At 68.9% G+C, this 14,610-nt stretch carries 12 protein-coding genes; 7 read left to right on the top strand and 5 right to left on the bottom strand.

Annotated elements, in window-relative coordinates; translation table 11 throughout:
• Positions 1-65: 65 nt before the first annotated feature.
• Together ASF30_RS02895 and dapD are read right to left on the bottom strand one after the other, a co-directional pair.
• A complete protein-coding gene (locus ASF30_RS02895) occupies positions 66-2,627 on the bottom strand; it encodes a penicillin acylase family protein (RefSeq protein ID WP_055901200.1) in 2,562 nt (853 codons plus the stop codon).
• A 156-nt stretch (positions 2,628-2,783) separates the two neighbouring features.
• A complete protein-coding gene (dapD, locus tag ASF30_RS02890; RefSeq protein ID WP_055901197.1) occupies positions 2,784-3,746 on the bottom strand; it encodes a 2,3,4,5-tetrahydropyridine-2,6-dicarboxylate N-succinyltransferase in 963 nt (320 codons plus the stop codon).
• A 56-nt stretch (positions 3,747-3,802) separates the two neighbouring features.
• Here dapD and dapE point away from each other — a divergent pair, with 56 nt between their 5' ends.
• From dapE to ASF30_RS22165, 3 genes are all read left to right on the top strand, one after another.
• The gene (gene dapE / locus ASF30_RS02885) at positions 3,803-4,900 is read left to right on the top strand and encodes a succinyl-diaminopimelate desuccinylase (protein ID WP_055901194.1); all 1,098 of its coding nucleotides are present in this window, start codon (positions 3,803-3,805) and stop codon (positions 4,898-4,900) included.
• Entirely contained in the window at positions 4,882-6,138 is a 1,257-nt protein-coding gene (locus tag ASF30_RS02880) for a hypothetical protein (RefSeq protein WP_235480243.1), read from the top strand. Before dapE ends, ASF30_RS02880 begins: the two co-directional genes overlap by 19 nt.
• A gap of 103 nt (positions 6,139-6,241) precedes the next feature.
• Positions 6,242-6,415 (top strand): DUF3117 domain-containing protein, encoded by a 174-nt coding sequence (locus ASF30_RS22165; protein ID WP_082467399.1) that lies wholly within the window; start codon positions 6,242-6,244, stop codon positions 6,413-6,415.
• A 186-nt stretch (positions 6,416-6,601) separates the two neighbouring features.
• Here the strand turns inward: ASF30_RS22165 and ASF30_RS02875 are convergent, their stop codons facing one another.
• Entirely contained in the window at positions 6,602-7,234 is a 633-nt protein-coding gene (locus ASF30_RS02875) for an O-methyltransferase (protein WP_055902433.1), read from the bottom strand.
• A gap of 83 nt (positions 7,235-7,317) precedes the next feature.
• Here ASF30_RS02875 and ASF30_RS02870 point away from each other — a divergent pair, with 83 nt between their 5' ends.
• Complete coding sequence (locus ASF30_RS02870) at positions 7,318-7,749, top strand: twin-arginine translocase TatA/TatE family subunit (RefSeq protein WP_055901192.1); 432 nt, start codon at positions 7,318-7,320, stop codon at positions 7,747-7,749.
• A gap of 13 nt (positions 7,750-7,762) precedes the next feature.
• Here the strand turns inward: ASF30_RS02870 and ASF30_RS02865 are convergent, their stop codons facing one another.
• On the bottom strand, positions 7,763-8,200 hold the full coding sequence (locus ASF30_RS02865) for a VOC family protein (RefSeq protein ID WP_055902432.1): 438 nt from the start codon (positions 8,198-8,200) through the stop codon (positions 7,763-7,765).
• 258 nt (positions 8,201-8,458) lie between these two features.
• Here ASF30_RS02865 and ASF30_RS02860 point away from each other — a divergent pair, with 258 nt between their 5' ends.
• The gene (locus ASF30_RS02860; protein WP_055901189.1) at positions 8,459-9,898 is read left to right on the top strand and encodes an HNH endonuclease signature motif containing protein; all 1,440 of its coding nucleotides are present in this window, start codon (positions 8,459-8,461) and stop codon (positions 9,896-9,898) included.
• A gap of 119 nt (positions 9,899-10,017) precedes the next feature.
• On the opposite strand, the gene ASF30_RS02855 is transcribed toward ASF30_RS02860, so the two are convergent.
• Entirely contained in the window at positions 10,018-11,568 is a 1,551-nt protein-coding gene (locus ASF30_RS02855; protein ID WP_055901187.1) for a succinic semialdehyde dehydrogenase, read from the bottom strand.
• A 146-nt stretch (positions 11,569-11,714) separates the two neighbouring features.
• Here ASF30_RS02855 and ASF30_RS02850 point away from each other — a divergent pair, with 146 nt between their 5' ends.
• Both ASF30_RS02850 and ASF30_RS02845 read left to right on the top strand, forming a co-directional pair.
• Positions 11,715-13,124 carry an MFS transporter gene (locus ASF30_RS02850; RefSeq protein ID WP_055901183.1) on the top strand — a complete coding sequence of 470 codons (1,410 nt, stop codon included), beginning with the start codon at positions 11,715-11,717 and terminating at the stop codon, positions 13,122-13,124.
• 4 nt (positions 13,125-13,128) lie between these two features.
• Positions 13,129-14,607, top strand: coding sequence for a pyridoxal phosphate-dependent decarboxylase family protein (locus tag ASF30_RS02845; RefSeq protein ID WP_055901180.1), 1,479 nt, complete (start codon positions 13,129-13,131; stop codon positions 14,605-14,607).
• Positions 14,608-14,610 lie beyond the last annotated feature (3 nt).

The following is a 14,610-nucleotide window of genomic DNA, read 5'->3' as shown; positions in this document are numbered from 1 at the left end:
CTCCCGGTCAGTATGGCAGCGGACGTCCGCCGGACGGTATGGATGCGGCCGGGCGAGCCGCGACGCTACTGCGTGGCCTTCAGCACCAGGGTGTCCTTCGCCGCCTTCTCGATGGCGGAGAGCGTGAACTTCCATGGTCGCGTCTGGTTCGACTGCCAGAGCGGCGTCTGGTCGTCGTAGTTCGGGTGGAAGGCGTGGCCGGATGCCCCGGTGAGGTTGATCCAGGTGGAATCGTTGAAGTCGGCGAGGCTGATCACCTGGCGCATCGACGGCACCCAGTGCACGTCGTAGCTGCTCTCCGTGGCATCCCAGCCGACGGCGTTCACGACCGAGGAGCTGCCGCCGACGGAATACGGTCCGCGGTTGAACAGCCACTCGATCGGCGCGATGCCGGATTCGCCGAAGCTCGAATTGGTGAGCTCGAGCGTGTGCAGCTGCCCCCACGTCCAGCGCTTCCGGTCGGATCCCATCGACTCGACGCCCTCGTCCCATGCCTGCTCCGCCGCATAGGCGAGCATCGCGTCGCGGCCCTCGATGCCGAGCTTCTCGTTCCTCCACCACGGCGATTCCGGATCGTCGAGCAAGGAGCCGACGACACCGAACCAGCGGTCGCCGCCGGCCGGCTTCGTGCCGTCGGGGAGCTTGTCGTCGAACATGGCCGTGAGCAGGTGTCGCCAGGTCATGTTGAAGTAGGCCGCCGCCGCACTGTCGACGTCGTCATGGTGGTCCCACGTCGAGAGCAGCGTCGCCCCCTTCTTCGCATCCCCGGACAGGTCGAGCTTCGCGATGATCGGCGCCAGGGTGACGGCGTTCAGGTCGAGGTCGTCAGCCTGGATCGAGGACATCGTCTTCGTCGTGATCGGATGCTTCGCCTCGACCTCCTTCTGCAGCCGCGTGGTGATCTGCTGGGCACGGTAGCCCAGGTCCCAGTCTTCGGTGATGAGCGCCGGATAGTCGGGACCGACCGCCGCGTTGTTCGCCGTTGCGATGTATCCGCTCGACGGATTCAGCACGCTCGGCAGGGCGTCGAAGGGAATGAAGCCAGACCAGCCGTTGGCGCTCGTCCAGCCGGGGAGGGGGACAGTGCCGTCTCCGGACTTGCGCACGGGGATGAGGCCGGGAGCCTGGTAGCCGATGTTCCCGTCGACGTCGGCGTACAGCAGGTTCTGCGACGGCACGTCGAACAGGGCAGCCGCGGCGCGGAAGCCGTCCCAGTTCGCGGCCCTGTCGAGCGCGAAGATGGCCGCGCCGGTGCGGCCCGGCGTCAGGGCCGTCCACTGCAACGAGAGCGCGTAGTCGGCCGTCGGCAGGTCGGCGGATTCCGGATAGTCCGACGCGATCGATGCGAAGGCGTCGCTGATCCCCGTGACGAGGGGCCCGCGCTCGGTGGAACGGATCTCGATCGTGACGGGATCGCCGCCGGCGACGTTGATGGTCTCGGTGTGCGAGCGCAGGGCGATCGTCGCGCCGTCGAGTTCGTAGTCGTCGCCCGACACCTTCTCGAGGTAGAGGTCGGCGACGTCGGGCCCGAGGTTGGTGAAGCCCCAGGCGACCTTCTGGTTGTGCCCGATGATGACCCCGGGCACACCCGAGAAGCTGTAGCCGGCCACGGCGAAGGGACAGTCCGTCGTGACCTCGACGCACCGCAGTCCCACCTGGTACCAGACTGAGGGCATCACGGCGCCGAGGTGCGGGTCGTTCGCGAGGATGGGGGCCTTGGTGTCGGTCAGGTCGCCGGAGGCCACCCACGAGTTCGAGCCGATCTCGTTTCCTGCGGGGCCGAGCAGTTGAGGAAGGCCGGCGAGAGTGGCCTGCAGCTGGCGGAGCGCCGGGGCCGATGCCGTCGCGGCCGTGCTCGCCGCATCCGTGTCGATCGGGGTCGATGAGACGGATGCCGGAGCGGCGACGGCGCCGCCGACGATCGTCGGGTGCGAGTCGAAGGGGTAGGCGGGGTGCAGCTGGGCCACCTCCTTCGGCGTGAGCTTCGTGGAGAGCAGGGCGCGGTCGATCTCGTCCTCGAGGTTGGAGCGGAGGTCCCAGGCCATGGCCTTGAGCCACGCGAGCGAGTCGGCCACGGTCCACTTGTACGGCGTGTAGCCGGGGTTCTGCAGGCCGAGCACGGCGTACTCGAGGGAGATGTCAGCACCGGAGTGCGTCTTCAGGTAGGCGTTCACGCCGTCGGCGTAGGCCTGGTAGTAGCTCACCGTGGTCTTGTCGAGCAGCTCCACCTCCTTCTCGGCCACAGCGCGCCAGCCGAGGGTGCGGATGAAGGTGTCGGTCGGCACCTGGCTCTCGCCGAAGAGCTCGGCGAGGCGGCCGCTGGTCACGTGCCGGCGGAAGTCCATCTCCCAGAAGCGGTCCTGCGCGGTCACGTAGCCCTGCGCCATGAACAGGTCTGTCGCCGTCTCGGCGACGATCTGCGGGATGCCGGCGGAGTCGCGGTACACGGTCACGTCGCGGTGCAGCTCGGAGAGGTCGATGCGACCGGACAGGGTGGGGAAGGAGCGATGGACTGTCCAGACGCCGACACCCGCGGCGACGACGGCGATCACGAGCACGCTGACGAGGAGCCCGACGAGAACCTTCGTGCCGCGGTGCCTGCTCGTGCGGGGGGAGTCGGTGCCCACGTCACTCCTTCGTGATCAACGCCAATGCAGTCTGGGCAGCCTATCCGTCGGCTCGCCGACTGGGCTACGGGCGCGCCAGTAGCCGCAGTGACGGCCGCCGGTGCTCGTCATTCCACCAGGTCGCCGGGGAGACGATCCGACGAGTCTCGCCGGGCTCTAAGCGTGCAGCGCCTCGTTGAGCAGGATGCCGTGGCCGCTGCGCGCCAGCACCTCGACGGCGCCCGAGACCGAGTTGCGGCGGAACAGCAGGTTCGGCACGCCCGAGAGGGTCGCGGCCTTCACGCTGCGCTGGATCGGGTTCGACGGGTCGACGACGACGACCTTGGTGCCTGCCGTCACGTAGAGGCCGGCCTCGACGACGGTGTCGTCGCCGATCGAGATCCCGATGCCCGAGTTGGCGCCGAGGAGGGCGCGCTCGCCGATGCTCACCCGCTGAGTCCCGCCGCCCGAGAGCGTGCCCATGATTGAAGCGCCGCCGCCGATGTCGCTGCCGTCGCCGACGACGACTCCCTGCGAGATGCGGCCCTCGACCATCGAGGTGCCGAGAGTGCCGGCGTTGAAGTTCACGAAGCCCTCATGCATGACCGTCGTGCCGGGGGAGAGGTGCGCGCCGAGGCGCACGCGGGAGGCATCCGCGATCCGCACCCGCTCGGGCACGACGTAGTCGATGAGCCGCGGGAACTTGTCGAGACCGAGGGCACTGATGCCGGCGCGCTGCAGCGTCGGGCGCAGCCGCGCGAAGTCGTCGGGGTGCACGGGGCCGGCTGTCGTCCAGGCGACGTTGGGCAGGTGGCCGAAGATGCCGTCGAGGTTGATGGTGTTCGGAGCCGTGAGCAGGTGCGAGAGCAGGTGCAGGCGCAGGTAGGCATCAGGGGTCGACGCCGGGGGAGCGTCGAGGTCGATCTCGACCGTCACGATCTCGGTGCGCACGTTGCGGCGGTCGTCGGGTCCGCCGGCGTTCTCGAGATCGAGGGGCACGGATGCCGAGGCCGGCCGTGCGCCGAGCTGCGGCGCCGGGAACCAGGTGTCGAGCACAGTGCCGTCGCCGGCGATGGTGGCCAGGCCGTGGCCCCAGGCGGCGCGGGCGGACGAGGGTGCGGAGGCGTCGGTCTCAGGCATGCCCTCCAGCGTAACGGCGGCGAAGGCCGGGGCGGTGCGATCAATAGACTGGGGGCATGCCGGTGAACGACGTCTCCACGCCCGTGCTCGACCTGTCGGCGGACGTCGTCTCCATCACCAGGGCCATCTGCGACATCGAGTCGGTCTCGGGCGGCGAGACCCCGCTGGCGGATGCCATCGAGGCCGCGCTCGCCGGCCTCGCTCACCTCGAGGTCATCCGCGAAGGCGACACCATCGTGGCCCGCACCAACCTCGGTCGCGCCAAGCGCGTCGTGATCGCCGGGCACATCGACACCGTGCCGCTCAAGGACAACCTGCCGACCCGATTCGAGACCGAGGACGGCATCGACTACCTCTGGGGTCGCGGAACCGTCGACATGAAGGGCGGAGTGGCGGTGCAACTCGCCCTCGCACCCGAGCTCACCGAGCCGAACGTCGACATCACCTGGCTGTTCTACGACGGCGAGGAGGTCTCCTCCGACAAGAACGGCCTCGGGCGGCTGGCCCTGACCCGACCCGACCTCCTCGAGGGGGATTTCGCCATCCTCGGCGAACCGAGCAACGCCTCCGTCGAGGGAGGCTGCAACGGCACGGTTCGGGTGGAGCTGCGCGCCTTCGGTCGGCGCGCGCATTCCGCCAGGTCGTGGGTCGGGGAGAACGCGATCCACAAGGTCGGTCCGCTGCTCGACAGGCTCGCCGCCTACCAGCCGCGCTCGGTCGAGGTCGAGGGCCTGGTCTACCGTGAGGGCCTCAACGCCGTCGGCATCAGCGGAGGGGTGGCCGGCAACGTGATCCCCGACGAGGTGATGGTGCACCTCAACTACAGGTTCGCGCCGAGCCGGACAGCCGCTGAAGCGATCGATCACCTGCGCGAGCTCTTCCCCGAATACGAGCTCACCGTCGTGGACCAGGCGGAGGGAGCGCGCCCCGGCCTCGATGCGGCGCTGGCCCAGGAGTTCATCGCGGCCGTCGGAGCGGAGGCGAAGCCCAAGTACGGCTGGACCGACGTCGCCCGCTTCAGCGCCCTCGGCATCCCCGCCGTCAACTTCGGCCCCGGTGATCCGCTGCTGGCGCACCACGACCAGGAGCGCGTGCCGGTCGAGCAGATCACCGCGTGCGTCCGTGCGCTGCGCACATGGCTGAACGGACGCTGACCCCCGATTCCGAGGCCCCTCGCGTCTCGGAGCGGCCGCAGAAGCGCATCCTGCCCCTCGGCGTCGTCGTGCGCTGGCGGCTCATGCCGTGGTGGCTGCGGGTGATCGTCGTGTACGCGGCATCACGCGTCATCACCACCGTGCTGATGCTCGTCCTGGCGGGGATGCAGGAGGCGAACCCGTGGACGGGCGCGCATCCGGCCTACGCCGCCTTCGCCAACATCTGGGACGGCCGCTGGTACGAGATCATCGCGGGTTACGGCTATCCGAGCACTCTTCCGCTGACGGATGACGGCCACATCGGCGAGAACGCCTGGGCGTTCATGCCCGGCTACCCGGCGCTCGTGCGGGTGCTCATGGAGATCACCGGACTGCAGTGGAGCGGCCTCGCCGTGTTCGTGTCGGTCGCCTTCGGCCTGGGTGCCGCCCTGCTCTTCCACCGGCTGCTGCGCACCCGCCTCGACGCATCGTCGACGTTGTTCGCCGTCACCCTGTTCTGCTTCGCACCGCTGTCGCCGATGCTCCAGGTGGGCTACGCGGAGGCGATGTACCTCTTCCTCCTCACCCTGGCCCTGCTGCTGCTCGTGCGGCGGCGCTACTGGCTGCTCTTCCCGGTGGTCGCGGTCATGGCGCTCACCCGCCCGAGCGGACTGGCCTTCGCCCTGGCGCTCGGCCTGCACGTGATCCACCGGTGGTTCACCCGTGCCCGGGATCCGTTCCCGGCGGGGGAGGTGGTGGCATCCGTCTCCGTCACGATCTTCACGGGGCTGATGGGCCTCGCGTGGCCTGCGGCCGCGTGGATCGCGACGGGCAGCATGACGGCGTACTTCGACACCGAACTCGCCTGGCGGGCCCCGTACATCGGCTACCAGGAGCTCATCCCCTTCACGGCCTGGTTCCAGAGCGGTGCCTGGTGGCTCGGGAGCCCGCTCGGCTACATCGTGGTCGCAGCCGTCATCCTGGGTTTCGGAGCAGCGCTGTTCCTCCCGTCAGTGCGGCGGTTGGGAGTGGACCTACGGTTCTGGGTGGCTAGCTACGGGCTCTACCTGCTCGCCGTGTTCTTCCCGCAGTCGAGCACCTTCCGCCTGCTGACCCCGATGTTCCCCCTGTTGGGTGCGCTCGCACAGCCGCGGTCACGCCTGTACAGGGTCGCGCTGGTGCTGGTCTTCACGGCGCTGCAGTGGGGCTGGTTGTACATCTGCTGGGCCTACATCGGTTACGACTGGAGCCCACCGTGACGTCGGAACGGCCATCCGGGCGTACTGGGGGCATGGCCGCGATTTCGGATAGTTCTCCCAGCAGGGGATAATAGAAGCAGTCTTGCCACGAAAGGGGAACTCAATGGCGGCGATGAAGCCACGCACTGGTGACGGACCGATGGAGGCCGTGAAGGAGGGTCGTCTCATCATTGTTCGCGTTCCACTGGAGGGCGGCGGTCGACTGGTCGTCTCAGTGAACGACGCCGAGGCCAAGGAACTGCACGACGCCCTCGAGAAGGTCGTCGCGCCGGTCTGACCTGCGCAGATGTGAAGCTGGTCCGGAAGCCATGAGGCGCCGGGCCAGCTCTTTCTGTCTCAGCGGCGGAGCTCGAGGCACCAGCTCCCGAGACGTGCTCGTTCCACGTACGATGCGGATGCTGCAGACCCCGGCGCGCTGGGGCCAGTGAGACGTCAGCGCGACCCGCTCTGGGAGTTACTCGCTCTAGGAGAGCAGCTTCGAGATCTGCAGCAGGCCGTCGCCGGCCGGTGACACGGCGCTCAGGACTGCGCTCGAGCCGGAGATCTCCGAGATGAGCGACCTGAAGCCGCTGGCGACCTCGTCGCGCTGGGCCGGATCTGCCACGCGTCCGCGCCAGAGGGCGTGAGGAACCAGCACGGTGCCTCCGGGCTTGGCCAGGCGCAGGCCGTGCTCGACGTACTCGATGACCGACTGGGGATCGGCGTCGATGAAGACGACGTCGTAGGAATTCTCGTTCATGCGGGGGAGCACCTCGCTGGCCCTGCCGGCGATCAGGCGGATGCGGTTGGCCGCGACGCCGGCATCGAGCAGGTTCGTGCGGGCGTGCTGCTGGTGGTCGACCTCGGAGTCGATCGACGTGAGGGTGGCATCCGGGGCTCCGCGCAGCAACCAGAGGCCCGAGACTCCCACCCCGGTGCCGATCTCCACGATTGCCGTCGCGGCGTGAGCCGCGGCGATCACGGCCGACTGTGCTCCGATCGCGGGGGCGATGGGTTCGATGCCCAGCTCGAGCGACTGCTGACGCGCCTTCGCGATGGTTTCGGGCTCGCCGACGATGTCGTCGACGTACTTCCAGTTGAGGTCTTTGTCAGACACGTTCGCTCCCAAGATGATCGCTTCCAGCCTAGAGCCGGCCCCGAGCGGCGAGTGGATGCCTCGCCGCGGGTTATCCTGATGGCATGTTCGGGCTGACCTTCGAGAAACTCCTCATCATCGGGGTCATCGCGGTGTTCCTGCTCGGGCCGGAGCGCCTGCCCCACTACGCGGCCCAGCTCGGCCGACTCGTGCGCCAGCTCCGCGACATGGCGAACGGCGCCAAGGACCGCATGCGCGACGAGATGGGTCCGGACTTCGACGACGTCGACTGGAAGAAGCTCGATCCGCGGCAGTACGACCCGCGTCGCATCATCCGTGAGGCGCTCCTCGACGAGGAGCCGGTGACGCCGACGGTGTCCAGGTCGGGAGCCGCAGTCGGCGCCGTGGCCGGTGCTGGTGCTGGTGCTGCGGCATCCGGAACTATCGGCGTGAACCCGAACTCCGCCTACCTGCAGAAGAAGCGGTCGGCCGAGATGGCTGCGATGCCGACCCCGTTCGACTCCGAAGCCACCTAGGTCTCTCCGCGGCTCAGCCCTTCGTCAGGTCCTCGGCGAGCATCACGATGATCCCGCTCGGGCCGCGGAGGTACGTGAGCTTGTACACGTCCTGATAGTTCGCGACGCCGCGAAGCGGGAAGCATCCGTGCCTGGCGGCGATGGCCAGCGACTCATCGATGTCGTCGACGGAGAAGGCGACGCGGTGCATGCCGATCTCGTTGGGACGAGTCGGTTCCGTCTCGATCGCATCAGGGTGGATGTACTCGAACAGTTCCAGCCTGCCGTGGCCGTCAGGCGTCTGGAGCATGGCGATCCTCGCGTGATTGCCATCGAGGTCGACGGCGGTGTCAGCCCACTCGCCGCTGACGGTGTCCCGGCCGATGAGGGTGAGGCCGAGGTCGGTGAAGAAGGAGATCGTCGCTTCGATGTCGCGCACGGCGATGCCGACATTCTCAAGAGTGATGGGCATGGATGCATGGTACCGATGGTCTCCGGACGATTGAGTGGCGCCGGAGAGTTCCACTCGCCCTCGGTGGAGTGGTGCCTGAGCGGAGCGAGGTTGGTATCCCTGACGACGGACTTCTCCGGGCTGTCCTCGGCGTCGGATCCTCCTCCTCCACAGACGCCTCAGGTGGGGCGGATTTCCACAGGATGTGGATCGATAATTCCCGGTCAGGCACTGTATTTCGAGTGGTTGAGTGTCGGTGGGTGCACGTAGCTTGAGGGTATGGAGACGTTCCAGACTCGGATGCAGGAGGCGATAGCGGTTGGGGCCGCCATCCTCGCTGAGGTGACTGCGGTGGGGATGCTGCCGGGATCAGCTGATACGGAGCTCTTGGCCGGTGCTGCGTTGATGGAGGAGTTCGGTCGGTTGGCCGATGCCGGCCGGATCGCGTTCGCCGGCGAGGTGGCCGACAGGTCGCGGGCGATTCTGGGTCCGCAGACGCTGCCGGACCGCGTGGGATGCGCCACCGCGGTGGAACTGCTGGAACGCGTCGCCCGGATCAGCCCGCAGACGGCGCGGGCCAGGTTGAAGCTCGGCGCCCAGACTCGTCCGGAGGTGTCGTTGACCGGGGAGGTGTTGCCGGCCCCGTTCGACGTGGTTCGCCGCGGCCTCGCCGCCGGCCGGTTGGGTGTGGACTCCGCGACTGTGATCACGACAGCCCTCACGAAGGCGATGGTCGGTTGTCCGACTGACACCCTGTCGAGGTTCCTGCCCGCCGAACACGAGTTGGTGTGTGCGGCGATCGGCGCCGCCCCGTCGGCCGATGCGAGCGCACTGCCGCCGGTGACTCCGACCGAGACGAACGATCAGGCGTCGGTCTGGGTGCTGGCATTGAACCCTGATGGTGCCGAACCGTCGGTGACGGAGTTCGAGTCGCGATCGTTCCGACTGCATCGGGCGCGGAACGGCCTGATCCCGGTGAGCGGGTCCCTGTTGCCCGAAGTCGCCGGACAACTGCAGGCCGTCTTCGACGCCACCACCAACGTGCGCTCATCACTGAAGTTCCTCACCGACGAGGAACGCGCCGCCGTGGAGGCAGATGATGGGCCACGCGATCCACGCACCCGTGGCCAACGCCAGCACGATGTGCTCGCGGCCGTGTTCGGGATGGCCGGCCGGTCCGAGGAACTCCCCACCCTCAACGGTGCCTCCGCGACGATGGTCACCCATGTTCTGGCGACCGACCTCGACGAGCACACGGGAGCGGTCACCGGACCCGGCCGCATCGACGGCGTCGACCTCCCGATCTCTGCGCGAGCGGTGGAGCAACTCTGCTGCGCGAACGGCATCCAACCCGTCAGCATCAGCACCGACGGCGCCATCCTCCGCCTGGGCAGCACGGAACGCTGCTTCACCCGCACCCAACGGCGGGCATTGGCCGCTCGCGACGGCGGGTGCATCATCTGCGGCATCCCGCCCCAGTACACCGAAGCGCACCACGTCATCCCGTGGGCCATCGTTCACACCACGCATGTGTCCAACGGGGTACTGCTGTGCTGGTACCACCACCGCACCATCACCACATCCGGGTGGAAGATCCGCATGATCAACGGGCATCCCGAGACCATGCCGCCTCCCGCCCTCGGACCCCAGGCATGGCGACCAGCCCGCGGCTCCCTCACCTGTCAGACCGACACCATCCGCAGGCGACTCCGGCAGTGATCTGCCGAAGTCACGACAGGTCTGTCGATCGCTGAAGCACGGGCCGCGAATGGATGCCTGTGGCTCGTTCCACGCTTGCGCAACGGCCGGTGTTCATTCCGACACGCGAGCGGCGGTCGTCAGCGCTGGCGGGCGCCCTTCATGACACGAGCCAGGAGAACCATCGGGCCGGCCATCGACGCGAACTCCGAGCCCGTGCGCGGCAGCTGCAGCAGGCCGGTGGAACGCGACACCGTGACGGCATCCACGAAGCGCAGAAGGCCCTCGCGGCCGTTGCGGCGGCCGAGGCCCGACTGCTTGATGCCGCCCATGGGGGCATCGACGGTGGAGAACGAGCCGCGGTAGCCCTCGTTGATGTTCACGCTGCCGGCGTCGATCACGGCGGCGAGCGATCGTGCCCGTGCTGTCGATCCACTCATGATCGAGGCGTTGAGGCCGTAGTCGGAGTCGTTGACCGCGATGACGGCCTCGTCGTCGGTGTCGACGGTGTAGATCGACACCACGGGGCCGAAGGTCTCGCCCGCGGCGCAGTCCATGTCGGCGGTCACGTCGGTGAGAACGGTGGGCTCGTAGAAGAACGGACCGAGGTCGGGGCGTGCCTTGCCGCCGGCGAGGACCGTGGCGCCCTTGGCGACGGCGTCGTCGACGTGGGCCGTCACGCGAGCGAGCTGGGCGGCGCTGGTGAGCGATCCCACATCGGTCGTGTAGTCGAACGCCGAGCCGATGCGCAGCGATTCCACCCTGGCGGCGAAGGCCTCGGTGAAGGCGCGGGCGACACCGCGCTGCACGTAGATGCGCTCCACCGAGACGCAGAGCTGCCCGGCCGAGGCGAAGCATCCGTAGGCCGCATCGGCCGCGGCCTTCAGCGGGTCGACGTCGTCGAGCACGATCATGGCGTTCTTGCCGCCGAGCTCGAGGGATGCCCCGACCAGTCGTTCGGCAGCGGTCACGGCGACGCTGCGACCCGTGGCCGTCGATCCGGTGAAGCAGATGTAGTCGGCGTTGCCCGTGACGGCGCCGCCGATGACGGGGCCGTCACCGGTGACGACGGACCAGAGCTCGGGCGGGAGTCCGGCGTCGACGAAGGCGCGGCGGAGCGCGAGCACGCTCAGGGCGCCCTGGTCATCGGCCTTCTGCACGACGCCGCAGCCGGCGGCGAGGGCGGGCACGACGTCCATGGCGGCGAGGCTGAGCGGGAAGTTCCACGGGGTGATGACGCCGACGACGCCCTTGGCCCGGTACCGCACGGTGGTGTCGACGATGAGCGGCAGGGCCGAGCGGCGTCGGCCTCCGCGCAGCACTTTGGAGGCGGCCAGGGCGTTGTAGCGAGTGACAGTCGCCGACTGGAAGACCTCCTCGAAGGCCTGCCCGCGAGTCTTGCCGGTCTCCGACTGCAGGATGTCGAGCAGGTCCTCGCGTCGCTCGAGCAGCAGGTCGTGCGCACGCAACAGAACGGCGCGGCGTGCTGCGAAGCCGGCGCGGGCCCAGGCCAGCTGGGCGAGGCGTGCCCGCGCGAACGCGTCGGCGACGTCATCGGGCGTGCTGACCGGCAGCTCGTGCAGCACCTGGCCCGTCAGTGGGGCGATCACGGTCGTCGAGGACCCCGAGGTCGCGGAGACGTCGGCGTCGAGGTCGTTCAGGATCGCGAGATCCGGCATCGTTGCGGGCATTGCGCCATTCTAGGACAACTGTCCCACTTCATCGGCCCCACTTCGCGGGGCCGGATCCGGACGGTGCGGCGAGATCGCGCCGACGAGGTGCGCTCACCTTCGGCGACTGGTCCGGCACCGCGCGGAACGACGGCTACACTGCCGCAATGATCGCTACGCCGCGGGTGCTCACGCGCACCACCGTCGCCGGATACGCCGCCGGTTCCCTGGGCACCGGTGGCTTCGCCACACTGCCCGGCCTCGTGCTGGTGTTCTACCTCACGGACACCCTCGGCGTCGCGGCCCTGCTCGCCGGACTCCTGGTGACCCTGGCGAAGGTCTGGGACGTCATCATCGACCCCTTGATCGGCGCCTGGAGCGACCGTTGGCTGGTGCGCACCGGCAGCCGTCGCGGATTCATGCTGCTCGGAGCATGCACCCTGCCACTGTTCTTCGTGTTGACCTTCTCGGTGCCGGCGACGCTGTCGCCGCTGGCTGCCGGGATCTGGGTCTTCGTGGCGTTCCTGCTCACGGCCACCTCCTTCAGCCTCTTCCAGGTGCCGTACATCGCGCTTCCGGCTGAGATCGCCGACAGCTACGACCAGCGCACGCGCCTCCTCACCTGGCGCGTCGTGGTGCTCACGCTGGCCATCCTGCTGTTCGGTGCCGGCGGCCCGGCGCTGCGCAAGGTCGCCGACGACGAGTACGTCGGCTACATCGTGATGGCCGTCGTGGCCGGGGTGGTGATCGGCGTCGGAATGCTCATCGCCGTGCTCGTCGCGGTTCCGCGGCGTGCACGCGGTACCGCGGTCGAGGCGGCCGTTGCCCCGCCGGAGAAGACCTCGCTCCGCCGTCACTACGCCGAGGGCTTCGGAGCGCTGCGCCGCAGCCAGCCGTTCCGGGCCCTGCTCGCCACCTTCCTGCTGCAGGGCCTCGCCACAGGTCTCATGCTGGCCGCCGCGAACTACGTTGCCGTCTGGGTGCTGGACTCGGAGGACGCACTCACCTTCCTCTTCGTCGCCCTCATCGCGCCGGCCCTCCTGTTCGCACCGCTCTGGGGAGTGATCGCGCGCCGACTCGGCAAGGAGCGCAGCTACCTCTACGCGAGCATCCTCTACGGCGTCGCAGCGCTGTCGCTCATCGGAATGCTCTGGGCCCCGAGCGGCTGGGTGTACCTGCCCGTCGCCCTCGCCGGAGCCGGCTACGCCGGAATGCAGTCGCTCCCGATGGCCATGCTTCCCGACGTGATCTCGCACGACGCCGTCACGGCCGGCCCCGGTCGGGCCGGCACCTTCGGTGGCATGTGGACCGCGGGCGAGACGACGGGCATGGCGCTCGGAGCCACCGCCCTCTCCATCGTCTTGGCCGTGACCGGATACACGCAGTCATCGGGGTCCGAGACCGTGACGCAGTCGCCGACGGCCATCGCCGGTATCGTCGTGAGCTTCAGCGTCGTGCCGGCCGTCATCATCCTCGCCAGCCTCTTCACACTGCGCGGCTACAGGCTGCGCAAGGCTGACATCGACCTCCTCGCATCGTCGTCAGCCGGCGATCTCGCAACACAGACAGGACAGTGAGAGCGTGACCGCCTTCGCCCAAGAACCATCGGACATCCTCGACCGCCTGGCGGACCTCCGCCGCGCCGACGCCCCCACCCATGGCGGACGCGTTCTGTCGTACGTCTACGACTCGGGCCTCGCAGCGCTCGACGAGCTCGCGGCATCCGCGATCCGCGCCGTGCAGCCGCTCAACGGACTGGACCCGACGACGTTCACCTCGATCGCCGTCATGGAGCGCGAGCTCATCGGCTTCGCTCGCGAGGTACTGCACGGCGACTCCGATGTGGTGGGCACGATCACGACCGGCGGCACCGAGAGCTGCCTGCTCGCGGTCAAGACGGCGAGGGACGTCTGGCGTGCTGCCGGCGGCACCGGGGTCCCGCGGCTGCTCGCGGCGACGACGGTGCACGCTGCCTTCCACAAGGCTGCGCACTACTTCGGCCTCGACCTCGACCTCGTGCCCGTCGACCCCGCAACAGGCGCTCCCGCCGTCGAGGCCATCGACGCCAGGCTCGACGCATCCGTCGCCCTCGTCGTCGTGAGTGCGCCGTCGTATCCGACGGCCACCCTCGACCCCATCGCCGAGGTCGCCGCCCTGGCAGCGGAGCGGGGGATCGCCTGCCACGTCGATGCCTGCATCGGCGGTTTCGCCCTGCCGTGGTGGCGGGGCGGCACGGTGCCGGCCTGGGACTTCAGGCTGCCCGGTGTCACCAGCATCTCCGCCGACCTGCACAAGTACGGCTACGCCCCGAAGGGCGCTTCGGTGCTGCTGCAACGCGGTCGTGACAGGCAACGGATGCAGTACTTCGCCACGACGCGATGGATGGGCTACCCCGTCGTCAACCCGACCATGCTCGGCTCGAAGTCGGCCGGGCCGCTCGCGGCCGCCTGGGCCATCGTGAACGCGCTGGGCGCCGACGGCTTCGCCGAGCTCACGGCGACGGCCGAGCGGGCCACTGACGCCCTCGTCGAGGTCGTCAACGGCATCGAGGGCCTGCGCGTTGTCGGCGACCCGGTCGGACCCCTGTTCGCTGCAGCTGTCGACGAGAGCGTGGACGCCGATCGCCGAGTCGATCCGCATCGCTGGGCGGATGCCGTCCGCGGCCACGGATTCGTGATCCAGCTGCAGCCGGGTCTCAGCCAGGCCGACGGCACCCGCGTTCCGCACACGACTCACCTGACCATCACGCCGGTGACCGAGGTGCAGCTCCCGGCTCTGACGGCGGCGCTCGTCGCTGCCGCCGACGAGGTGCGCGGCGTTCCGCAGGCATCGGCCGACGGCATCCTGGAGGCCCTCGGCCCCGTGCTCGCGGCATCCGGCGGAGCACTGCCGAACTCGGAGGAGGCGGCGGGGCTGCTCGCCGCCGTGGGCATCGGCGCGGACGGCTCGGGCCTCCCGTCGGAGCTGGCGCCGCTCCTCGCCCTCATCGAGGCTCTGCCGTCGGCTCTCGCCGAGAGGCTCCTCACGGAGCTGCTCGCGCGTCTGGTAGAACCGGTCTGAGAA

The sequence above is a fragment of the Leifsonia sp. Leaf264 genome (genome assembly GCF_001422325.1).
Taxonomy (GTDB): domain Bacteria; phylum Actinomycetota; class Actinomycetes; order Actinomycetales; family Microbacteriaceae; genus Orlajensenia.
This window is presented reverse-complemented; position numbering and strand designations above follow the sequence as displayed.

What these genes read in the sequence shown, in the direction of transcription:
- dapD (WP_055901197.1), bottom strand. Translation starts at nt 3,746, where the DNA reads ATGCCTGAGACCGACGCCTCCGCACCCTCGTCCGCCCGCGCCGCCTGG.
- dapE (WP_055901194.1), top strand. Translation starts at nt 3,803, where the DNA reads ATGCCGGTGAACGACGTCTCCACGCCCGTGCTCGACCTGTCGGCGGAC.
- ASF30_RS02880 (WP_235480243.1), top strand. Translation starts at nt 4,882, where the DNA reads ATGGCTGAACGGACGCTGACCCCCGATTCCGAGGCCCCTCGCGTCTCG.
- ASF30_RS22165 (WP_082467399.1), top strand. Translation starts at nt 6,242, where the DNA reads ATGGCGGCGATGAAGCCACGCACTGGTGACGGACCGATGGAGGCCGTG.
- ASF30_RS02870 (WP_055901192.1), top strand. Translation starts at nt 7,318, where the DNA reads ATGTTCGGGCTGACCTTCGAGAAACTCCTCATCATCGGGGTCATCGCG.
- ASF30_RS02865 (WP_055902432.1), bottom strand. Translation starts at nt 8,200, where the DNA reads ATGCCCATCACTCTTGAGAATGTCGGCATCGCCGTGCGCGACATCGAA.
- ASF30_RS02860 (WP_055901189.1), top strand. Translation starts at nt 8,459, where the DNA reads ATGGAGACGTTCCAGACTCGGATGCAGGAGGCGATAGCGGTTGGGGCC.
- ASF30_RS02855 (WP_055901187.1), bottom strand. Translation starts at nt 11,568, where the DNA reads ATGCCCGCAACGATGCCGGATCTCGCGATCCTGAACGACCTCGACGCC.
- ASF30_RS02850 (WP_055901183.1), top strand. Translation starts at nt 11,715, where the DNA reads ATGATCGCTACGCCGCGGGTGCTCACGCGCACCACCGTCGCCGGATAC.